The sequence below is a fragment of the Ruegeria sp. CDSC045 genome (assembly GCF_059610725.1).
The window spans coordinates 203,497-224,529 of record NZ_JBXWOE010000005.1 but is presented as its reverse complement, the minus strand read 5'-3'; the positions used below and the strand labels follow the sequence as shown (position 1 = coordinate 224,529).

Below are 21,033 nucleotides of genomic sequence, written 5' to 3'. Positions count from 1 at the left end.
CTGGTACTCCCTTGTTAAAATTGCTGTTTCATGCTGCCGGGCTGCTCTTCACGAACAATCCAGTAGCTATCTGATGAACTGTCCAGTTTCTGTGACAGCAGGTCTTTTCCCAACAGGCGCGTAACCAGCCCAAACGGGACAAACGTAGTGATAAACACCAAAAACATGACGATTGGGGCCACAATCGCACCCAAAAGCATGCCGAGTTTGAACCAAAGCCGGTTCGGCACCTTCAGTGTAGCGGGTGCAAAAACTGTCAAAGCCAGAATAACCCCAGCGATAACCATTGGGATCAGGCGCACCGACCCTCCGCCCCACAAGGGCCAAAGAGCGATAATTATGAAGACAGCGGTGAAGACGTAACCAAAGCCCCGTTCGGACCCAATTTCGACTTCTACCTTCGCGTGATGATCAGACATTGAACACAACCATAATAACCAAACAAAAAACCTGCGCAAAGAATAACACTACTGGTTGCCGAAACAAGCCTTTTGCAAGCTCACACCATCATTCTTGCGATGAATGCCATCTTGCATCGCCTGATGGCTAAATACTTGAAGCGTGACAAAAACCCGTTGCAGCACCATGCAGATTCACATCAGATACCCCCATGACCCCGCCTACATTCACAACTGACCTGGATACGGATCAGGTTCACCTGCAGATATCGGGTGATCTTCACACCCAGTCTCTGGATATGGTTGAGCGTGAATTCGCGAATTTCCATCCCAACGGTGGAACGGTCACAGTTGATTTGACAGGCGTTAAGGCACTCGACACTGGCGGGGCTTGGCTGATTGCCGGCCTTGTCCGCAAGGTGAAGTCCAGCGGCGGGCAAGTAGAGCTGCACGGTGTAACCGCCGCGCATTCCGCGCTGATCGAAACGGTTTCCCGCAACATGCCGGACGAATCCGCCCCTGATCCCGGAAAGCCAGATTTTCTGGATTGGGTGGCACGTGTCGGCGAGCGTACAGTCGGTGGCTGGAAAGACAGCTTGTCGTTGCTTGAGTTTCTGGGCCTGACGCTACACCGGCTGGTCCGCACAATCTTGATGCCGCGGCGTCTGCGGCGGGCTGCGCTGGTATCGCAGATGGAAGAAACCGGTTTGAAAGCGATTCCGATCGTTGCCCTTATGGGTTTTCTGATCGGCGTTGTACTAGCATTTCAGGGGGCCACGCAGCTCAAGCAGTTCGGGGCCGAGATATTCGTGGTCGAATTGATCTCGATCTCTGTGCTGCGTGAGCTGGGCATTTTGTTGACGGCAATCATTGTTGCGGGTCGCTCGGGATCTGCCTTTACAGCTTCCATCGGCTCGATGAAGGTGCAAGAAGAAATAGATGCCATGCGGACGCTGGGCCTGGATCCGATCGAGGTTCTGGTCATTCCACGCGTTGTGGCGTTGCTGATCATGCTGCCAATCCTAGGGTTCATCGCCGATATCGCCGCCTTGATTGGCGGCGGACTTATGAGCTGGATCGACCTTGGGGTCAGCCCCGGAATGTTCGTGACCCGCCTCAAGGAAAACACCGGCATCTGGCAATTTGCCATCGGTATGATCAAGGCACCGTTCTTTGCGCTGGTCATCGGTATCATCGCCTGTTGGCAGGCCTTACAGGTCAAAGGATCGGCACAAAGTGTTGGGCAAAGAACCACCGCGTCCGTGGTCCAGGCGATCTTCTTGGTGATCGCGCTGGATGCCATGTTCTCGATCTTTTTCTCGGTACTGGGGGTCTGAAATGGACGGTGTAACCCGCGAACAGATGCCGATTGGCGACACCCAGCGCGAGGCGGTGATACGGGTCCGCAATCTGACCAACCGGTTCGGACCGCAGATCGTGCACCAGGATCTGAATTTGGATGTCTGGCGGGGCGAAGTACTGGGCATTGTCGGCGGCTCGGGCACGGGCAAATCCGTCTTGCTCCGCACCATCGTCGGCCTGAACAAACCGGCCGCTGGAAGCATCGAAGTTCTGGGCGTCGACGTCCTGAACGGCCCCGAACAAGAGAGGCGGCGCATCGAACGCCGCTGGGGCGTCGCCTTTCAGGACGGCGCGCTTTTCTCGTCGCTCACCGTGTTGCAGAATGTCGTAGCCCCCCTGCGCGAGCATACAGGAATAAGTGAAAGCCTTATGTCGGCGCTTGGCGGTCTGAAAATCAGCTTGGTCGGACTGCCGCAGCTGAGCCGTGGCAAATTCCCGTCTGAACTGTCGGGCGGGATGCGCAAACGTGCCGCTTTGGCGCGCGCGCTGGCGCTGGACCCTGAGATCGTATTTCTTGATGAACCAACGGCCGGTTTGGATCCCATCGGCGCCGCTGCTTATGACGACCTGATTGGCGAGCTTCAGCAAGCGCTGGGTCTGACTGTGTTTATGGTCACGCACGATCTGGATAGCCTTTATGCGATCTGCAACAGGATCGCAGTTCTTGCAGAAAAACGTGTTCTGGTTGATGGTCCGATTGAAGAGATGACCAAAGTCGATCATCCTTGGGTCCAAGAATATTTCACCGGCCCCCGGGCGCGCGCAGCACAAAAAAAGGGTCAGGACAGGTAACACCCATGGAAACCCGAGCAAATTATATCCTGATCGGTGCATTCACCCTGGCTGGAATACTGGGTGCGTTTGGCTTTTTTCTATGGCTGGCCAAATTCGAGGTTTCCCGGCAATACGCCTATTACAATGTACTGTTCGACAATGTTTCCGGCCTGTCTGCGGCAGGTGGCGTCAGTTACAACGGACTGCCAGTCGGGCAGGTAATCTCCCTTAACTTGGATGACGAGCACCCATCCAAAGTGCGCGTCCGCATTGAAGTAGACGCAAGTATCCCGGTGACCGAGGATACCGTCGCCCAGTTACAATCGCTTGGGGTCACTGGGGTCAGCTATGTGGAACTGACCGGAGGTTCGGCATCGGCCAAACGACTAGAGCAGGACAGCCTTATCAAAAGCAAACGCAGCACCATCCAGTCCTTGTTCGAAGGTGCCCCTAAACTGTTGGAAAAGGCGATTACGCTGATCGAGGATATCGACAAGGTGGTGGATGACAAGAACCGCCAGCAGGTATCTCAGATTCTGGAGAACGTATCTTCGGCCACCGGAAGGCTGGACAAAACCCTTGCAGATTTCGAAAACTTGTCCTCAGATTTGGGCGGCGCAGCTAAAGAAATTTCAGCCTTCTCAAAACGCCTCGAAAAATTGGCAGACACCGCAGAAACAACGCTGGAAGCCGGAACAAATACATTAAATAGCCTGAAAACCGCATCCGACACGGCTGTATCGGCCCTAGACAGCGCAAAAGATACTTTTGACGCAGCAGATCGCATCATGCAGCAGGATCTGCAGCCCTTCATCGAACGGGCCTCGACCCTGGCAGACCACCTTACGGTCCTGACCGAAGATGGGCGCGTCGCGCTGGCCACGGTTTCCGAGACTTTCGTGAACGCAAACAAAACGCTTGGCTCCGTCACTGGTGCGATGGAAACAGCAAAGGGCACTTTGACCTCAGCTGAACGCGCATTTGACTCGGCCAATGAGGTGATCAACAAAGATATCGGCGTCGTCATGGATGATGTCCGCAATGCCGCCAACCAAGTGGCGTCCACGGTGACGAAAGTGACAGACAGGCTTGATGATATTTCAGCCGATATCCTCAGCGCGTCCAAATCGGCCTCGGAACTTTTGGGAACGATCGACGGCATCGTTCAGGACAATCGCCGTCAACTGTCCGATTTCATGCGGGTTGGCCTGCCACAATTCACGCGTTTCATAGAAGAATCCCAACGACTGGTGATCAGCCTCGATCGTCTGGTGGACAAAGTTGAACGCGACCCCGCCCGTTTCCTTCTTGGGACCCAAGCCTCGGAGTATCGTCAATGATCAGGCATTTGATAATGACCGCAGTTTTGGCGTCTTTGGGGGCGTGTACCGGACTGGAAACGCTGCGGCAGGCCTCAGAACCCAATGATCTCTATCTGCTGACACCCAAAAGCACGTTTTCTTCTTCGCTGCCGCGCATCCAGAAACAGATCGTGGTCCAAGAGCCAACCGCGACTGCCGCGGTAAATACCGATCAAATTGCAGTTCAGCCGACACCTTTGCAGGTTCAATATCTGCCGCGTGCCAGATGGGTGGATCGCGCGCCGCTGATCGTCCAGGCTCTTTTGGTCGAAAGCTATGAAAACAGCGGACGGGTATCCGCCGTGGGTCGTTCGACCGTGGGGCTTCGTCCGGATTATGTGATTGTTCCCGATCTACGCGAGTTTCAGGGCATTGTCGTTAACCAGGATGGTGAAAGCTCGACCGTACGCGTCGAAGTTCGCATGAATATCAAGATCGTGGACGAGTTCGACGACAAAATCATCGCATCGAATTCGTTCCAAGAGAACGTAATTGCCAAAAGTAACCAGACCGAAGATCTGGTTACTGCCTTTGACGTTGCTCTGGGTAAAACCATGCGGGATGCTGTCGAATGGAGCATTCGTAGAATTAGTACCCATACAGCCAACAACCCTAGGTCATTCTAGTTACTCCCAAGCCCGGGCCTTACTCAGCCAGCGTCTGGGCCAGACGCATCAAGGTGACAGCTTCAGCCCGATATCCGAAAGAATCCTCACCTCGGGACAGCGTGGCCAGATCAATGGCATCCGCATAGGACCAGCCGCCAAGATATTCTCCGCCCCGGAGCAACTGACCAAATCCTGCAATCGCATAGGAAAAGCGGATGTCATCCGTGACTGTCCCTTGTCCGGGTAAAATAGGCTGCTCCATCAGATTGCTTTGATCTTCACCAGGAAGCTTGTAACGCATTTTGAAGAAACCAATTTCCGCTGAATCATCCGATATGGATTGTTCAGCATACCGCAACGGGCCGTTTCTGATCGCATCGGAACCAACTGGCGTGACCTCGTAGATCGCCGTTACAGTGTGACCTGCTCCAATATCACCAGCATCCACTTTGTCATTTGAAAAGTCCTCGCGCTGCAGGGATCGGGTTTCATAACCGATCAGACGGTATTCAGCGATCTGTAACGGGTTGAACTCGACCTGGATTTTGACGTCGTTGGCGATGGGAAAAAGCGCCCCGGTAAGTTGATCGACCAATACTTTTTGCGCCTCAACCAGCGTATCGATATATGCCGCCTGCCCGTTTCCGTTCTGGGCCAGAGCCTGCATGGTGGCATCGTCCAGATTGCCTCGGCCAAAACCCAGAACGCTTAGGAATGTACCACTGTCGCGCTTGCGGGCGATAAAATCCTTCAGGGCATCAGGGTCTGACAGACCCACATTGAAATCGCCATCGGTGGCCAGAATTACGCGGGTCACCTCACCGTCCGCAGCCATACCTTCTGCCACTTGATAGGCTTGCTGCAACCCGGCCTGCCCAGCTGTCGAGCCACCGGCTTCGAGCCTGTCGAGGGCTGAGAGAATGGTCGTCTTTTCGGCTGCCGCGGTCGGTGGCAAAACCTGCCCGGCACTTCCCGCATAGGTGACGATCGAAACCTGATCTTCCGGACTGAGTTCAGACAGCATCAACCTGAAAGACTGTTTCAGCAGCGGCAATTTGTCAGCATCCTGCATTGAGCCCGATGTGTCGATCAGGAAAACCAGGTTCAATGGAGGACGGTCTTCGATCTGGGGCATGACCCCTTGGATGCCGACATGAACAAGCTGCGTCCCCTCATTCCAAGGCGTCGGTGTCACGGTGATCGTAGAACGGAACGGTTCCGCCCCATCAGGCGCCGGGTAGGAATAGGGGAAATAGTTCACCATCTCTTCAACCCGCACCGCATCCTTGGGCGGCAGATGGCCATTCATTAAAGACGACCGAACAATGGCGTAAGAGGCGGTATCTACATCAATCGAAAAAGTCGAAACCGGTTCGTCCGTCGTGATCTTCAGCGAGTTGCTGTCCGCGTTGGCGAAAGTTTCGGTATTCTGTTCCGGCGCGGGAACAGTCTCATGTTGAATGTCAAATTTCCCGACCGCCGATGCCGGCGCGCGCTGTAAAAGGTCCGCAGCCCCCAGCTGCGCAACGGCCCCCTGCCTCTTGGCGGAAGGTTCGATTGTTTCTTCAATCACAACAGGCGCCTCAACAACTGGTTCTTCGAGATTGGCCTCGGGCATATCCGCCACCAATAGGTCAGACTCCTGCTGTGCGTCGGCGCGGTCCTCGGACCAGGGCAGTGGCGCAACAACCTCGTCGCGCGTCTGCGGCAAGATCACAATCAGAGCCACAGCAGCAACTGCGGTGGTAGCGGTCAGGGCACCGCGATAAGAGAGGGCATTCAACATGGCTTTCGCTCCTTCTGTCAGGCGGGCTATGAGGCCGCGCTTGACAGTGGGACGTCGCGCAGAGGTCGATCCTTGGATATTATCGAATTTTTTTTGCGCCTGGCTCAGATTTTCAATCCGTCGCGACGCATCCGGGGTCGGCGTGGCGGCTTCCATCAGCATCTTCAGCTTGTCCAGTTCATCGGTCATTGTGCCAGTTCCTCTTGCCGCAAGGCGCGCAGCCGTTTGCGGATATCTGACATCCTCCAGGACACTGTCCCTTCGGAAACACCCAGCACCTCTGCAGCTTCTGCATGGGTCATCTCATCCTCGAGGGTCAGGGCCAGAGTGTCTTGCAAGTCCTGCGGCAAGGACCGCATGGCCCGTTGCAACCAATCGACAGCCTCGGCCGTTTCCTGCACCTCGGCCCGGCGCATCTGTTCCACATACCCCCAGCCGTGGGCCGCCCGCGTGTAACGGGTCGCGCGACGGCGTGCATCCTCGGCTGCATTGACAACAACACGGTACAACCATGTCGTAAACCGGGCTTCGGCACGAAAACCTACGATCTTTGACGGCAAGGCGGCGCATATATCCTGCGTCAGATCTTCGGCCTGATCCGCGCGTCCTGTCAGTCGAAAAGCCAACCGAAAGACCGTGTCGTAGTGGCGTGCCAATAGCGTGGCAAACGCATCAGCGTCCCCTGCAGCAGCGGCCTTTGCCAGATTCTCATCCGATGTTTTCATGCGCATCACAATGGGTAAGACGAACCAAAAACATCAATCCTTGGCAATGCACACAAAAAAATCAGAAATGATCCGCCGATGCGCGATTCCAGTCCTCTGCATATTCATCCGGAAGCGGAGCCTTCAGCAAAGCGCCTTCTTCAAGATGCAAATAGAGTTCAGCATAAGAGCGATCTCTTTCATCTGCAGTACGCCGAAGGATGTCCGAAGGGTGAAGTTCGGAGACCTTTTCCTTGCCCATGGCGCCCAGCAACTCGCGAAAGCTCTCTAATGTCGCGTCGTGATAGCGATGTACCCGTTGTCTTTTTTGCGGAACATTCACAGCGCGGCCTCGTACCGGATCCTGTGTGGCCACGCCGGACGGGCATCGGTTTGTGTTGCAGTGAAGCGCCTGAATGCATCCCACTGCAAACATCATTGCCCTTGCCGCATTACACATATCGGCCCCAAGCGCGCATTTCTCGATGATGTCATAGCCTGTGGCGACTTTGCCCGAGCAAATTATGCGAATCTTATCGCGCAAACCCACACCGCGTAGACAGTTATTCACGAAAATCAACGCCTCGTTCAAAGGCATGCCCAACCGGTTGGTGAATTCTACAGGGGCCGCGCCCGTGCCGCCTTCGGCACCATCAATGGTGATGAAATCAGGCAGGATGCCTGTTTCCAGCATGGCTTTGCATATCGCTAAGAACTCGGACGGACGACCAATGCACAACTTAAACCCAATAGGTTTGCCACCCGACATCTCGCGCAGATTCTGAACGAAATTCATCAAGCCGGTAGGTCCGTCAAATGCGGAATGAATTGGCGGAGAGATCACGTCCTGATGCAGGGGAACACCGCGTATCTGCGCAATCTCTTCATCCACCTTGGCCGCAGGCAACACCCCCCCGTGCGAGGGCTTGGCCCCTTGCGACAGCTTGATTTCAATCGCCTTGACGACCTCGTTCCTGGCTCTTTCGGTGAATTTGTCTTTGTCGAACCCGCCATCCGGTGCGCGGCATCCGAAATACCCAGTGCCAATCTGCCAGATGATATCGCCACCTTCGGCCAGATGGTGCGGCGACAGACCACCCTCACCCGTATTATGCGCAAAACCTCCATCCTTTGCCCCACCATTCAATGCTCGGATTGCATTGGCGCTGAGGGCCCCAAAGCTCATCGCTGAAACGTTCAGGCGCGAGGCACTATAGGGTTGGGAACATTGCGGCCCGCCCAGCATCACCCGTTCTTCGCTTTCCGGCACCTGTTTGGGCGCAAGCGAGTGATTGGCCCTGTGGTATCCAACGGTTTGGATGTCGTATTGGGTTCCAAATGCCTGGGTATCAACCTGCCCTTTGGCACGGGAATAAACCAGGCTGCGAATGATGCGATTATAGGGACGGCCGTTTTCGTTGGTTTCAACAAAATATTGCCGTATCTCTGGGCTGACGAATTCCAGCATGTACCGGAAATGCCCCAGAACCGGATAGTTGTTCAGCACGTTATGCCTTGTGGTCAGGATATCATATAGCCCGACCACCGCGTATGGGATCAGGAAAAGCAGCAGCCAATGGGCCGGGGGCCAGAAAAACCCGGCCACGATTGTCAGTGGCAGGCACACGAGGCTCAACACGTAATAGAGTCTGCGTATAATCATTCGTGCTCTCCCACTGTGGCTGTTAGCTGAGTCACCGTGGTACAAATTCGCGATTGCACGCAAGCCTTTACGCCCGAAATCACGTAAATGGTGAAACTTGTGATCCGCCATGCGCAGTTGATCCCGGCCGCGCCAATCGGTATCCCGGATGGCAGGGCAACGCGGGCAGGATCATTGGCTGTGAAAAAATCGCAAACAGCATTGGCCACGGCTCTCATGTTCTGCGCCGTTTTCACGGGTGGCGCGACTGGGTCACTGGTCAGAGAAGCGTTGTCGCTCGGGATCTCGGGCCTGCCGATCCTGACCGAGACCTTTGGAATCAATATAGCCGCATGCTTTGTGCTTGGCTGGTTATACGCCATCCGACACCGGGTACATGCGCACGTCCTGCATCTGGGCGCGGTTGGGTTTTGTGGCGGGTTATCTACGTTTTCCTCATTTGTTGCGGAATTGGAACGTCTGGCAGAGGTCAGTTTCGGGCTTGCCCTAACCGCAGCGGGTTTGGAAATTGTGGCGGGTCTTTTTGCGGCGATTTTGGGTGAAACCGCCGGGCGTCGCTTTTCCCCGCGGAGGTCGTCAGAGTGAGCGATCTCTATCTGCATGCAATGTTTGGTTTAGGCGGCGGTCTGGGCGCGGTTCTGCGGCACTGGATCGCCATTCGAATTCGCCATGACCTGCCCGTTGCAACGCTGATCGTGAACGTCTTTGGCAGTCTGTTGCTTGGGCTTTGGGTCGGGTATCTGGGCGGACCGACGGGCGTCAGCCAGGAGGAACAGCGCCTGGTGTTCGGCTTTTGTGGCGGCTTCACCACTTTCTCCAGCTTTGCCTACCAGTCCCTGGAACTGCGGCGCGAACGCACAATCGCTACGGCGGCGGGCAATATCGTGCTGAGCCTCTTGCTGTGTTGGGGCGCGCTGTGGCTTGGGCTGATGGCGATGCGCTGATCCGGTGCAGCCGAACCTACATCGGATAAGTATGCATCCGCACCGCCAGATTCCCCATTATCCAGACCGTCCCAACAATGATGATCAATAGAACCATCGTGGAAAACAGGACTAGGTCCAGGTCCTCGCGGCTGCTGCGTCGACGGTCGATATGCAGGAAATACACCAGTTGAACAATCAGCTGCGCAAGCCCCAACAAACCGATCGACAAATAAACACCCTTGGTCTCGATCCCGAACGTATAGGCAATGGTAAAGACCGCCAGTGTCAGCAGCAGCGATCCGCCATAACCAATCACATATCGGCGGCGTTCACGTCGGTGCATTTCGCTGCGCCTATCCATAGGTCAGCCCTCCGAAATAGACGATCGTGATTATGCCGATCCAGATGAGGTCGAGAAAATGCCAGAACAGGGCCAGACGAACCACCCGTGACATCAGAACGTCGGTTAGACCAAACACACGCAGCTGAATACCCAGAACGATCAACCACAGACACCCCGCAGCGACATGCAGCCCGTGCAGCGGCACAAGCCCGTAAAACGCTGACAGAAACCCGCTGCGCTGTGGAATGCCACCCTTTTCCGCCATAGCCAGAAAGTCACGTATCTCAAGTACCAGAAAGCTGAGACCCAGAACCAGAGTTACCGCGAACCAAAGCACGATACGGGGCCGTGGCAGGTTGTATTTCAACGCCAGCATCGCAAGGCCCACTGTAAGGCTGCTGGTCAACAGGATCAGGGTCTGGGCAAAAATGCTGGTCAGGTCGAACAGCTCATGCGGACCGGGCCCACCCGCCTGCGCGTCGATCATGGTGATATAGATCGCGAACATCAGGCCGAAATAGACCAGATCGCTCATCAGAAAGACCCAGAACCCAAAGGTGACCACTTCGCTGGCCTTGTCGGCACCCGGATGCCGTCGGCCCAAGTTTAGGCCCGGATAGCTGTGTGTCGGCGCGCGTTTCATGTAGTGGCCTCCAGATCGGGACGGGCCAGGCCGCGGTTCTCGGGCGCGTATTCATGATCGCGATTGACCGGAATCGATGCGCGCACGAGATCAAGCCAGGCTTCATGCTCTTTGCGGACCTGCTCGGCCGGAATAACCTCTTCGGTGTCGGTTCTGAAAGTCCAGGCGATGAAAGCCGCCAACATCGCGGCTGTCGTCGCAATAGCCAGCCACCAGATCCACCAGACCAGGGCAAACATCCAGATACCGCTGAGCACGCACAGACCGAACCCGATCGCCGTATTGCGTGGCATGAGGATATCTTCATAGGCATCAAGGGACGGATAGGCGTTGCCGCGCTCTTTTGCGGCGGCAAAATCATCCCGGTCGGTCACATGCGGAATGATTGCAAAGTTATACGGAGGCGGCGGTGCCGGAATTGACCATTCCAGCGTGCGCCCATCCCAAGGGTCGCCAACCGGCACGCGGGTTTTTTCCCGGTCTCGAATGCTGACCCAAAGCTGGACAATGATCGACAGAAGCGCTGCGAGAATGACCATAGACCCAAGCACGGCGACGATCATATAGGGGTGAAAGCTGGGGTCTTCCCAACTGTAAGATCGACGCGGCATCCCCATCAGGCCGACAAAATAAAGCGGCAGGAAGGTCAACATAAATCCAACGGTCCACAACGCGACAGATATCCGTCCCCAGCCTTCATTCAGGCGGAAACCAAAGGCTTTGGGGAACCAATAGTTGTATCCCGCAAGCAGGCCAAACAGGACGCCAGGCAACAGCACATTGTGAAAATGCGCGACCAGGAACAGGGTGTTATGCACCTGATAGTCGATGGTCGGATTGGCCAGGATGACGCCCGACAACCCTCCGATCACGAACAGCATCAGGAAAGACAACCCATAGAGCATCGGGACCGAGAACCGGATACGCCCGCGAAACAGCGTGGCCATCCAATCATAGACTTTCACGCCAGTCGGTATGGCGATCAGCATCGTGGCAATCCCAAACACCGCATTGATCAACGCGCTTTGGCCCATAGTGAAAAAGTGGTGCAGCCAGACCGTGAAGGACAGCACCGCAATCGACATCGTGGCAATGACCAGAGAATTATACCCGTACAGGCGCTTGGCCGAGAAGGTCGCAAACACCTCGGAATAGATACCATAGGCGGGCAGGACCAACAGATAGACCTCGGGGTGACCGAACAGCCAAAACAGGTTGGCATAGTTCATCATGTTGCCGCCTAGGTCATTGGTGAAAAAGTGGAAATCCAGGTACCGGTCTGCGGCCAGCATCAGCGCCGCAACACCCAGCGGCGGCATGGCAAAGACAATCAGGATCGAGCTGCAGATGATCGTCCAGCAATACATCGGCAACCGCATGAACTGCATCCCCGGCGCGCGCATCTTGTAGATCGTAACGGCAAAGTTGATCCCGGTCAGCGTCGTGCCGATTCCCGAAACGACGATGGCCCAAATCCAATAATCCGGCCCAACGCCGGGATTGAAGGCTGCACCGGTAAAGGGAGGGTAGGCCGTCCAGCCCCCGGTCGAGAACTCTCCGACCACCAGGGAAACCATCAGCATCATGCCCGAGGACACGGTCAGGCCTAGGCTGATCTGGTTCATCACCGGGAATGCCACGTCGCGGGCGCCGATCATCAGCGGGATCAGGAAATTGGCGGCGCCGAACACAAACGGAACGGCCACGAAGAAGATCATGATCGTGCCATGGGTACTGAAAAGCTCGGCGAAATGCTCGGCTTCCAGAAAGCCTTCGCCCGGCCCTGCGGCTTGCTGGGCGCGCATGACAACGCCTTCCAGAACCCCCCGCGCCAGCATCACGATGGCAAAGACGATATACATGATGCCGATCTTCTTGTGGTCGGCGCTGGTCAGCCAGTCACGCCACAGCGGCCCCCACAGACGAAACCATGTCAGCAGCCCCACAACGGCAATGACGCCCACAATCACGATCCCAGCGGCAGCATTTGCCACGATCTCATTTGCGTTGGGCGACTGGATCAACCCGGTGATCGGAAAAGCATCCCAGTTTAGACGGCCGAAAAAACCAGTCTCGACATCGGTCATTGTGTTTTCTCCTGACCATATTCGGCAGTGCCCGGTTGCTGATCGGCAGGCAAGGGTGTGGCCCCGTGATAGCGGTGCAGGATCGACTGAAACAGATCACCATCGGCTAGCGTGAAATACAGCGCATCAGTCGGCATCTGATCATTGCCCAACATGGCCTGCACCTCGTCCCGGTCCGTTCGCATGGCAAGCGTTCGGTATGTTTCAGCGCTCAACGGAACCCCGTTTGCCTGGACATTCTCGGCCCAGTCATTGAACTCCTGAGGCGCCATGGCAATGGCTTTGAATTTCTGCTTGGTAAAGCCGCGTCCGTTATACTGCGTATTTTCGCCCTGCATTGTTTCGGGCCTATCGGCGACAAGGTGCAATTTGGTCGTCATCCCCGGCATGGCATAGATTTGCCCGGCCAGTGCCGGGATCATAAAGGACTGCATCACCGTATCTGTTGTCAGTGTGACAGCCACCTGTTGGTTGACCGGGAGCCCCATCTCACCGACGCTGGCGATGCCAAGATCGGGGTAGATGAACAGCCACTTCCAGTCGAGACCAACAACCTGCACTTTAAGCGCCGGTTCTTCTCCGAATGAGGTCTCGTAAGGGTCCAGCCGGTGGGTGGCTTTCCACAAATAGAATGAAAGGATGGCCACAATAACAACCGGGATACCCCACATGAGAAATTCCAACCGGGCGGAAAAATCCCATTCCGGTCGATAGTCTGCCTGCCCCTCCTTTCGCCTTCGATACCGTATGGCAATCAAAGGCACCAGGATCAGAACCGGAACAACTGCGACCAGTATCAGAACAGTTGCCCGTAAAAGGTGGCTTTTCTGAAGGGCGGCGACGGGTCCCTGAGGGTCCAAGAAATTGTTGCTGGCTTCGGCAACCGGCACAAAGCCAAGACCTGCGATAGCGGCAGACAAGACAACCAAGGATGCAAAAGACGGTCTGGAATATGTCACGCCTGTTCATCCTCATTTCAAAATTGATTGGGACAACTATCGGCAGAGTCCTGAAAATTCACAAGGATTTTTACGCAGCTCTGCCAGTTTCCCGAGATTTGATCTTGCCACCCCGATCACAGCGGCAGAAACGCCATTCTGGTAGGTTGACTTAAAGCAGATCGCAGGTGAGATCATAGGATAATGCGTTGGTTAATCCTTACTCTTGGACTTTGCTACCTGTCGACAAGTGCGACAGCACAGGATCGTGCGGCGATCGAGGCTCAGTTTCAGTCATGGCTGAAACACACGGTCTGGGCGCGGGCGAAATCCGAGGGCGTTTCAAAGCGCACGATGAACGGGGCCTTCAACGGCGTCACGCTGAACTGGAAACTGCCAGACCTGGTTCCTCCGGGTACGGCAACAGCGGTTCCCAAGGAACAAAAGCAGGCCGAGTTCGGATCACCCGGGCGCTATTTCAACGCTGGTTCGGTTCAGGGGGCCACTTCTGTCGGACGCAAGATGGCCCGGCGCTATCACACGACACTGAAACAGGTAGAATCCGATACCGGTGTACCAGCGCGCGTCATTCTGGCGATCTGGGGCCGCGAAAGCGGATATGGGCAGGTGGCTATCCGGCATAATGCGTTTCAGGTTCTGGGCACCAAAGGTTTCATGAGCACCCGCTCAGAATATTTCACGTCAGAGCTTATCGCCGCGCTCAAGATTGCCGATGCTGGCCACATACCGCCGGATCAAATGAAAAGCAGTTGGGCCGGTGCGCTTGGGCAACCGCAGTTCATGCCATCGAACTACCTGACTTATGCGGCCGATGGAAATGGCGACGGGCGCGCGGATATCTGGACCTCGGCCGAAGACACAATTTCATCGATCGGAAACTACCTCGACCAACATGGCTGGGTCTCGGGTCGTGATTGGGGGTTCGAAGTAACTGTCCCGTCTTCGGTTTCCTGCACCCTTGAAGGGCCGGATCAAGGCCGTCCTATTCGCGACTGGGCCGGGTTGGGGATCACCCGTGTATCTGGCAAGCCGTTTCCAAAACAAGAAATGCAGGGACAAGGGTTTTTGATGATGCCCGCCGGGCGCAATGGCCCGGCCTTCATTGTCACCCCCAATTTTTATGTCCTGAAGGAATACAACAAAAGCGATCTCTACGCCCTGTTCGTCGGCCATGTTGGGGATAGGATAGAATATGGCGTCCAGGATTTCCGCGGCCGGTGGGACAAAGTCGGCGGTCTTTACCGATCGGATATAGCAGCCATGCAGCGCGCATTGGAACAGATGGGCCATGACGTCGGCGGCGCTGACGGCCTGCCGGGCTTTCGAACACGCCGCTCTATCGGGCGCTGGCAAGAGGCCACCAATCAGTCCGCCACATGCTTTCCTCAGACCCATATGGTCCGGGCACTGACCCAATAGCGATTCGCGCCAATTTTTGGAAAGCCGCAAAAGCGGACCTTGCGTCAACGCTCAACCGCTTACTCAAGAGCTTCACAAAAATGTCAAGAAACCATCGCGTATCATTATAATATTTCCGTTCTCCCGTGGAATTTTTTAGATTTCGGCCGCACCTGGCCATTTTGCACGCAAAGGCTTTAACCTTTTTTGAAATAGTGCCACGTTCTGCATCAGTGAAAGGCGACTTTCGCAACTACGTTTCCGACAGCAAACCGAAAGACTGCGACGCGGTGTTCATTGCGATCTGAAAAAGCAAAATTCGAACAAGTCCCGGTCTATCTGAGTCGGACAATCATGGTGGTCAGCGACCATCCTGAACGGATGTGCGTACCTTGCCACCACACAAATGGGAGTAGAAAGATATGAACAAATACATTCGGACATCTCTGGCGGGGCTACTGACCTCGACCATGATCACCGGCGCTGCATTTGCCGCCGGCACCCATCCCGAAACCGGCGAGGCGCTGGCGGATGATCAAACCTTCACCTATCGCGTTCTGGATGAGCACAGTTCAGTTGACCCGCAGGTTGTTGAAGACGTTACCGGTGCGGAAATTGTCCGCGACCTGTTCGAAGGCCTGATGAACCAAGACGAAGACGGCAATTTGGTGCCCGGTGTCGCAACCGGCTATACCACAAACGATACCAAGGACGTTTACACATTTACACTGCGTGATAACGCCAAATGGTCCAATGGTGATCCGGTCACGGCAGGCGATTTCGTCTTTGCATGGAAACGTGCCGTCGATCCCGCTCTGTCCTCGCCTTATGCGTGGTTCATGGAGCTGATGTCGATCGAAAATGCGGCCGAAATCATTGCTGGTGAGAAGCCGGTGGACGAACTGGGCGTAACCGCCATCGACGACCACACACTTGAGGTCAAGCTGAGCGCAGCACTGCCTTATTTCGCGCAAATGACCACCCATTCCACCACCTTCCCTGCCCCGCAGAAGGTGATCGAAGAGTTTGGCGACGCCTGGACTAAGCCGGAAAACATCGTCTCGAACGGCGCCTATGTTCTGACCGAACACCTGCCACAGGAACGCTCGGTCCGTGAGCGCAACGAGATGTATTGGGATAACGACAATACGATTGTCGAAAAAGTCGTGGCCCTTGTCATCAACGACGAAAACGTAGCCCTGACCCGTTACCTCGCAGGCGAGCTGGACCGCACTGAAGTACCTGCTGGTCAGTTCCCGCGCCTACAGAAAGAGCACCCCGAAGAGGCCATCAGCTTCCCGCGCCTGTGCAACTATTACTATACATTCAACCTGTCTGACAGCGGACCGGAAGAATTCAAGAACCCAAATGTACGTCAAGCCCTGTCTCTTGCAGTTGACCGCGACATCATCACCAAGAACGTTAAAGCCGGTGGTGAGCCGCCCGCATATACGTTCGCACCCGAAGCAACCGCTGGGTTCACCGTCCCTGAAGTCGAAATGGCTTCGATGACGCAAGCCGAGCGTGACGAGCTGGCCAAGGAGCTGCTGGCCGAGGCCGGATTTGGCCCCGACAACCCGCTGAGCTTTGACATGGTCTACAACACATCAGAGGCCCATAAAAAAGTCGCAGTGGCACTGAGCCAGATGTGGAAACAGAAACTGGGCGTACAGGTCGAGTTGGCCAACATGGAATGGAAAGTGTTCCTGGAAGAGCGCGGCAACCAGAACTTCGATCTGGCCCGTGGCGCCTGGTGTGGCGACTACAACGAAGCCTCGACCTTCCTGGACCTGTTGCAATCGGATTCCGGCTATAACGACGGCAAGTACAACAACTCCAAGGTTGACGAATTGCTGACCCAGGCCAAGACAGCAGATGACGCAGCACCACTGTATACCGAGGTTGAGCGGATCATTGCACAAGAGACTCCGGTTATCCCGATCTATCACTATGCTGGCGTCTACATGATGGACAGCGATGTCGGCAACTGGCCGGTCAAGAACGTAGAGCAGAACTGGTACTCCAAGAACCTCTACAAGATCGCCGAATAACCTTCCTTAGACCACGCTTTGCCCCGAGGATCACCCCGGGGCAAAGCCAATAATGGGGGCATGAAATGCTTGCCTATATCATCCGGCGATTGCTGATCGCCGTTCCAACGATCCTGTTGCTGATCGTTGCCTGTTTCTTTCTGATGCACTACGCGCCCGGCGGGCCGTTTACCTCGGAACGGCCATTGCCGCCGCAGGTACTGGCCAATATCGAGGCGCGCTATGGTCTGGACCAACCGCTGTGGAAACAGCTTTGGGACTATCTGTACAACATTGTCGTGCATTTCGATTTCGGCCCGTCCTTCAAGTTCAAGGACCGGGACGTCAATGATATCATTTCGCAAGGCTTCCCGATCTCGCTGACTTACGGGTCATTGTCATTCCTGCTGGCGAGTGTCGTAGGTATTGGCCTTGGGATCGCCGCAGCCATCCGACACAACAGCTGGATCGACTATTTTGCCGTAGGTCTGGGTATCGCTGCGCAGGCTCTGCCGAACTTCATCATGGGCCCGATCCTGATCCTGACCTTCACTTTGTGGCTGGGATGGTTGCCGGGTGGTGGCTGGAACGGCGGTCAGTGGCAATACCTGATCATGCCTGTCATCGCATTGGCCACCTCCTATATGGGGTCGATCGCGCGGATTACCCGTTCGTCGATGCTGGAAGTTCTGAACTCGAACTTCATCCGCACGGCCCGGGCCAAGGGTTTGCCTACCAGGACCGTAATCTGGCGCCATGCGTTGAAGCCCACGCTTCTGCCGGTGGTGTCCTATTTGGGGCCGGTCTTTGTCTATGTTCTGACCGGATCGGTTTTCGTCGACATCTATTTCTCGACCGGTGGTCTGGGGCAGGCTTATGTCGGCTCGGCCCTGTCGCGTGACTATGCGGTGCTGCTGGGGGTCACGATCCTGTACGGCACGCTGACAGTGATCGTGAACCTGCTGACCGACCTGGCATATGCCTGGTTCGATCCGAAAATCCGGTACTGAGGGGCACAAAATGCTAGGAAAATCACAAAAAGCCGCCCATCTGGCCGAGGACATCACCGATTTCACGGCCGTTCAGGGGCGTTCCCTTTGGCAGGATGCGCGGATGCGGTTTGTCCGCAACAAAGCCGCAATGGCGAGCGTATTCATATTGCTGATGATCGTTCTGTTCACAATCTTCGGCCCCTATTTCGCCGTTTGGAGCAATGAGGAAATCGATTGGAACGTTATGGGTGACATCCGTGGCATGGGAATGCCGTCGATCGAGACCGGGCACTTCTTTGGCGTCGACGATCTGGGGCGCGACCTTTACAGCCGGGTCATTCAGGCCACAACAACATCGTTGTTGGTGGGGCTCGTCGGGGCGGCCACCGCGTTGATTGTTGGCACCTGCTATGGCATCGCCGCCGGGTATATTGGCGGGCGCCTTGACGGCGCGATGATGCGGTTCGTCGATATCCTTCTGGCCATTCCGACGACTCTGATCATCATTCTGTTGCTTGTGGTGGCCGGTCGGTCGTTCTTTACCCTGTTCATCGCGTTGGGCGCGGTTGGTTGGTTGACCATGTCACGGATCGTCAGAGGGCAGACTCTGGCCCTGAAAAACCGCGAATTCATCGAGGCCGCGCGTGCCGCCGGTGTCAGCGAATTCACCATCATGTATCGCCATATCCTGCCCAACCTGCTGGGCGTGGTAATCGTCTATGCTTCGCTTCTGGTGCCCGAGATGATCCTGACCGAAAGCTTTATCTCGTTCCTCGGACTTGGCATCTCGGAGCCCTATACCTCGCTAGGCCGTCTGATCGCTGAAGGGGCAGGCACAATGGGGTACGGAACCCTCTGGCAGCTGATGTTCCCTCTGACATTCTATGTCGCCATTATCATCACGATGTTCTTCATCGGCGATGGGCTGCGTGACGCTCTGGACCCAAAGGATCGCTGATATGAGCTTGTTCTCTGTTAAGGACCTAAGCGTCCAGTTCGACACCCCCGATGGTGTGGTCGAGGCCGTCAAAGGCATCAGCTTTGACATTAATCCGGGCGAATGCCTTGGTATTGTGGGCGAAAGCGGGTCCGGTAAAAGCCAGACTTTCATGGCCGCGATGGGGCTGTTGCCTTCAGCGGGTCGTGCAATCGGTTCGGCCACGCTGAACGGCAAGGAAATCCTGAATCTGCCTATCAACAAGCTGAACCAGATCCGGGGCGATGACGTCGGCATGATCTTTCAGGATCCGCTGACAGCCCTGACCCCGCATCTGAGGGTCGGGCAACAAATGCGTGAGGTTCTGCAGGTTCACGAAGGGTTGCAGGGTGCGGCCGCTCGGGCGCGCTGTCTGGAGTGGTTGGACCGGGTCCGCATCCCCGAGGCGAACCGTCGTCTGGATCAATACCCGCACGAATTGTCGGGGGGCATGCGCCAGCGTGTCATGATCGCCATGTCAATGTTGTGCAACCCAAAGCTGCTGATCGCCGATGAACCGACCACGGCGCTGGATGTGACGGTCCAGGCCGACATCCTGGACTTGATGGTGCACCTGCAAAAAGACGAAGGCACTGCCATTGCGCTGATCACGCATGACATGGGCGTGGTGGCACGGATGTGTGACCGCATTCAGGTCATGCGTCTGGGTCAGTTTGTTGAGGCCGGGGACACACGCGAGATCTTCCGCGCGCCGCAGCATGAATACACCCGCACCCTGCTTGAAGCGATGCCGCGCATTGATGCCGGTGACGCGCCAAAAGCTCTGGAAGAAACCGACGCACCTTTGCTTAGGGTCGATGACGTGAAGGTGCATTTCCCGATCCACGTGTCGGGCGGGTTGTTCGGGCGCAAGGTACCGCTGAAAGCTGTGGACGGCGTCAGCTTTGACATCCGCAAGGGCGAGACGCTGGGCGTTGTGGGTGAATCCGGCTGTGGCAAATCCACACTGGCGCGGGCGGTTCTGCAGCTGATCGAACCCAGCGGTGGCAATGTCAGCTGGTTGGGCCATCCGATAGTCGGGCTAAAGCGGGCCGAGCTGAACAAGTACCGCAAGGACCTGCAGATTGTGTTCCAGGATCCGCTGGCCAGCCTCGATCCGCGAATGACCATCTCGGCCTCTATCGCCGAACCGCTGAAAACCTATCGCCCGGATCTGACAGAGCGTGAGCGCAAGAAAATGGTCGGCGAAATGATGGAGCGGGTCGGCCTGCAGGCCAACATGATCAACCGCTATCCGCACGAGCTGTCCGGTGGGCAGAACCAGCGGGTCGGGATCGCGCGGGCGATGATCAACAAGCCCAAGCTGATCATTTGTGACGAGGCGGTCTCGGCTCTGGACGTGTCGATCCAGGCCCAGATCGTAGAGCTTTTGAAAGAGCTGCAGCAGGAATTCGGGCTGTCGATGATTTTCATCAGCCACGACCTGTCCGTGGTACGGACAGTGTCAAACCGGATCATGGTACTGTATCTGGGGCGCATCGTCGAATTGGGAGATGGAGGGGTGATCTGTTCGCAGCCTCTGCACCCCTATACCAAATCGCTGATCTCGGCGGTCCCGATCCCCGATCCGGATGTGGAACGGCAACGCCAGCGCCTCAAATTACCGGGAGAGCTGCCTTCGCCGATGGACCCGAAAGCGGCGCTCAGGTTCTTGCCCAGCCGGCTATCGGCCGGTCAGAACGATTATGTTCCACAGCTCAACGAGGTCGCACCGAACCATTTCGTAGCCGAGCATGATCCGCTTGAGACAATCCTGGCGAACACATAAATCCCCTGTCCCCGAGGCCGCATGAACAGCCTTGGGGACAGGTTCGGCTTTGCACGACTTCATGACGATTCTTGGCGTATTCTTGTCAATGAATGGGCGAAGGGCCGGATTGTACAACAAAACACCGGTAAATGACGGGTTTCAAAGGCATCAAACGGCGGTTCGTTTTGACTTCCCCTACCCCGGGTGGCACCTTCCTGTCAGATTTTAGACTGCGGCCGCGATGTCATTGAT

At 55.9% G+C, this 21,033-nt stretch carries 19 protein-coding genes; 11 read left to right on the top strand and 8 right to left on the bottom strand.

What is annotated here, in order from left to right; genetic code table 11:
• Positions 1–14: 14 nt before the first annotated feature.
• Positions 15–419, bottom strand: a complete 405-nt coding sequence (locus AC2FH6_RS11660) for an SxtJ family membrane protein (protein WP_142636423.1) — start codon at positions 417–419, stop codon at positions 15–17.
• A gap of 191 nt (positions 420–610) precedes the next feature.
• Here AC2FH6_RS11660 and AC2FH6_RS11655 point away from each other — a divergent pair, with 191 nt between their 5' ends.
• The 4 genes from AC2FH6_RS11655 to AC2FH6_RS11640 are packed head-to-tail and all read left to right on the top strand — an operon-like array spanning position 611 to position 4,521.
• Positions 611–1,735, top strand: a complete 1,125-nt coding sequence (locus AC2FH6_RS11655) for an ABC transporter permease (RefSeq protein WP_496702686.1) — start codon at positions 611–613, stop codon at positions 1,733–1,735.
• Position 1,736: 1 nt separating this feature from the next.
• Positions 1,737–2,552: an ABC transporter ATP-binding protein gene (locus tag AC2FH6_RS11650; RefSeq protein ID WP_496702684.1), complete on the top strand. Its 816-nt coding sequence runs from the start codon at positions 1,737–1,739 to the stop codon at positions 2,550–2,552.
• Between the two features lie 5 nt (positions 2,553–2,557).
• Positions 2,558–3,874 (top strand): MlaD family protein, encoded by a 1,317-nt coding sequence (locus AC2FH6_RS11645; RefSeq protein WP_271949005.1) that lies wholly within the window; start codon positions 2,558–2,560, stop codon positions 3,872–3,874.
• Between the two features lie 14 nt (positions 3,875–3,888).
• Positions 3,889–4,521, top strand: coding sequence for an ABC-type transport auxiliary lipoprotein family protein (locus AC2FH6_RS11640; protein WP_246097221.1), 633 nt, complete (start codon positions 3,889–3,891; stop codon positions 4,519–4,521).
• A gap of 19 nt (positions 4,522–4,540) precedes the next feature.
• On the opposite strand, the gene AC2FH6_RS11635 is transcribed toward AC2FH6_RS11640, so the two are convergent.
• From AC2FH6_RS11635 to AC2FH6_RS11625, 3 genes are all read right to left on the bottom strand, one after another.
• Positions 4,541–6,478, bottom strand: a complete 1,938-nt coding sequence (locus tag AC2FH6_RS11635) for a vWA domain-containing protein (protein ID WP_496702683.1) — start codon at positions 6,476–6,478, stop codon at positions 4,541–4,543.
• The gene (locus AC2FH6_RS11630) at positions 6,475–7,014 is read right to left on the bottom strand and encodes an RNA polymerase sigma factor (protein WP_496702421.1); all 540 of its coding nucleotides are present in this window, start codon (positions 7,012–7,014) and stop codon (positions 6,475–6,477) included. Before AC2FH6_RS11630 ends, AC2FH6_RS11635 begins: the two co-directional genes overlap by 4 nt.
• A 61-nt stretch (positions 7,015–7,075) precedes the next feature.
• A complete protein-coding gene (locus tag AC2FH6_RS11625; RefSeq protein WP_496702146.1) occupies positions 7,076–8,656 on the bottom strand; it encodes an FMN-binding glutamate synthase family protein in 1,581 nt (526 codons plus the stop codon).
• Positions 8,657–8,743: 87 nt separating this feature from the next.
• On the opposite strand from AC2FH6_RS11625, the gene AC2FH6_RS11620 reads away from it, so the two are divergent.
• Together AC2FH6_RS11620 and AC2FH6_RS11615 are read left to right on the top strand one after the other, a co-directional pair.
• Positions 8,744–9,241, top strand: a complete 498-nt coding sequence (locus AC2FH6_RS11620; RefSeq protein ID WP_496702680.1) for a fluoride efflux transporter FluC — start codon at positions 8,744–8,746, stop codon at positions 9,239–9,241.
• The gene (locus AC2FH6_RS11615) at positions 9,238–9,600 is read left to right on the top strand and encodes a fluoride efflux transporter FluC (RefSeq protein ID WP_281972876.1); all 363 of its coding nucleotides are present in this window, start codon (positions 9,238–9,240) and stop codon (positions 9,598–9,600) included. Before AC2FH6_RS11620 ends, AC2FH6_RS11615 begins: the two co-directional genes overlap by 4 nt.
• Positions 9,601–9,616: 16 nt before the next feature.
• Here AC2FH6_RS11615 and AC2FH6_RS11610 read toward each other — a convergent pair whose 3' ends face one another.
• Genes AC2FH6_RS11610 through AC2FH6_RS11595 form a run of 4 tightly spaced genes read right to left on the bottom strand, consistent with a single transcriptional unit; the run spans position 9,617 to position 13,614 of the window.
• Positions 9,617–9,925 carry a cytochrome o ubiquinol oxidase subunit IV gene (locus tag AC2FH6_RS11610; protein ID WP_496676890.1) on the bottom strand — a complete coding sequence of 103 codons (309 nt, stop codon included), beginning with the start codon at positions 9,923–9,925 and terminating at the stop codon, positions 9,617–9,619.
• A 10-nt stretch (positions 9,926–9,935) separates the two neighbouring features.
• On the bottom strand, positions 9,936–10,568 hold the full coding sequence (locus AC2FH6_RS11605; RefSeq protein ID WP_142639822.1) for a cytochrome c oxidase subunit 3: 633 nt from the start codon (positions 10,566–10,568) through the stop codon (positions 9,936–9,938).
• On the bottom strand, positions 10,565–12,655 hold the full coding sequence (locus tag AC2FH6_RS11600; protein WP_496702679.1) for a cbb3-type cytochrome c oxidase subunit I: 2,091 nt from the start codon (positions 12,653–12,655) through the stop codon (positions 10,565–10,567). Before AC2FH6_RS11600 ends, AC2FH6_RS11605 begins: the two co-directional genes overlap by 4 nt.
• Complete coding sequence (locus AC2FH6_RS11595) at positions 12,652–13,614, bottom strand: cytochrome ubiquinol oxidase subunit II family protein (RefSeq protein WP_271949015.1); 963 nt, start codon at positions 13,612–13,614, stop codon at positions 12,652–12,654. The genes AC2FH6_RS11600 and AC2FH6_RS11595 overlap by 4 nt, the downstream gene beginning before the upstream one ends.
• Before the next feature lie 183 nt (positions 13,615–13,797).
• Here AC2FH6_RS11595 and AC2FH6_RS11590 point away from each other — a divergent pair, with 183 nt between their 5' ends.
• From AC2FH6_RS11590 to AC2FH6_RS11570, 5 genes are all read left to right on the top strand, one after another.
• Entirely contained in the window at positions 13,798–15,033 is a 1,236-nt protein-coding gene (locus AC2FH6_RS11590) for a lytic murein transglycosylase (RefSeq protein WP_496702676.1), read from the top strand.
• Positions 15,034–15,434: 401 nt separating this feature from the next.
• Entirely contained in the window at positions 15,435–17,063 is a 1,629-nt protein-coding gene (locus AC2FH6_RS11585; protein ID WP_142639830.1) for a peptide ABC transporter substrate-binding protein, read from the top strand.
• A 65-nt stretch (positions 17,064–17,128) separates the two neighbouring features.
• Positions 17,129–18,052 (top strand): oligopeptide ABC transporter permease OppB, encoded by a 924-nt coding sequence (gene oppB, locus AC2FH6_RS11580; RefSeq protein WP_142639832.1) that lies wholly within the window; start codon positions 17,129–17,131, stop codon positions 18,050–18,052.
• A 10-nt stretch (positions 18,053–18,062) separates the two neighbouring features.
• Positions 18,063–18,992 (top strand): ABC transporter permease subunit, encoded by a 930-nt coding sequence (locus AC2FH6_RS11575; protein WP_142639834.1) that lies wholly within the window; start codon positions 18,063–18,065, stop codon positions 18,990–18,992.
• Between the two features lies 1 nt (position 18,993).
• Entirely contained in the window at positions 18,994–20,799 is a 1,806-nt protein-coding gene (locus AC2FH6_RS11570; protein WP_496702674.1) for an ABC transporter ATP-binding protein, read from the top strand.
• Positions 20,800–21,033: the final 234 nt, after the last annotated feature.

Excerpts from the sequence above, each read along its gene's own strand:
- AC2FH6_RS11660 (WP_142636423.1), bottom strand. The coding sequence starts at position 419 with ATGTCTGATCATCACGCGAAGGTAGAAGTCGAAATTGGGTCCGAACGG.
- AC2FH6_RS11655 (WP_496702686.1), top strand. The coding sequence starts at position 611 with ATGACCCCGCCTACATTCACAACTGACCTGGATACGGATCAGGTTCAC.
- AC2FH6_RS11650 (WP_496702684.1), top strand. The coding sequence starts at position 1,737 with ATGGACGGTGTAACCCGCGAACAGATGCCGATTGGCGACACCCAGCGC.
- AC2FH6_RS11645 (WP_271949005.1), top strand. The coding sequence starts at position 2,558 with ATGGAAACCCGAGCAAATTATATCCTGATCGGTGCATTCACCCTGGCT.
- AC2FH6_RS11640 (WP_246097221.1), top strand. The coding sequence starts at position 3,889 with ATGACCGCAGTTTTGGCGTCTTTGGGGGCGTGTACCGGACTGGAAACG.
- AC2FH6_RS11635 (WP_496702683.1), bottom strand. The coding sequence starts at position 6,478 with ATGACCGATGAACTGGACAAGCTGAAGATGCTGATGGAAGCCGCCACG.
- AC2FH6_RS11630 (WP_496702421.1), bottom strand. The coding sequence starts at position 7,014 with ATGAAAACATCGGATGAGAATCTGGCAAAGGCCGCTGCTGCAGGGGAC.
- AC2FH6_RS11625 (WP_496702146.1), bottom strand. The coding sequence starts at position 8,656 with ATGATTATACGCAGACTCTATTACGTGTTGAGCCTCGTGTGCCTGCCA.
- AC2FH6_RS11620 (WP_496702680.1), top strand. The coding sequence starts at position 8,744 with ATGGTGAAACTTGTGATCCGCCATGCGCAGTTGATCCCGGCCGCGCCA.
- AC2FH6_RS11610 (WP_496676890.1), bottom strand. The coding sequence starts at position 9,925 with ATGCACCGACGTGAACGCCGCCGATATGTGATTGGTTATGGCGGATCG.
- AC2FH6_RS11605 (WP_142639822.1), bottom strand. The coding sequence starts at position 10,568 with ATGAAACGCGCGCCGACACACAGCTATCCGGGCCTAAACTTGGGCCGA.
- AC2FH6_RS11600 (WP_496702679.1), bottom strand. The coding sequence starts at position 12,655 with ATGACCGATGTCGAGACTGGTTTTTTCGGCCGTCTAAACTGGGATGCT.
- AC2FH6_RS11590 (WP_496702676.1), top strand. The coding sequence starts at position 13,798 with ATGCGTTGGTTAATCCTTACTCTTGGACTTTGCTACCTGTCGACAAGT.
- AC2FH6_RS11585 (WP_142639830.1), top strand. The coding sequence starts at position 15,435 with ATGAACAAATACATTCGGACATCTCTGGCGGGGCTACTGACCTCGACC.
- oppB (WP_142639832.1), top strand. The coding sequence starts at position 17,129 with ATGCTTGCCTATATCATCCGGCGATTGCTGATCGCCGTTCCAACGATC.
- AC2FH6_RS11575 (WP_142639834.1), top strand. The coding sequence starts at position 18,063 with ATGCTAGGAAAATCACAAAAAGCCGCCCATCTGGCCGAGGACATCACC.
- AC2FH6_RS11570 (WP_496702674.1), top strand. The coding sequence starts at position 18,994 with ATGAGCTTGTTCTCTGTTAAGGACCTAAGCGTCCAGTTCGACACCCCC.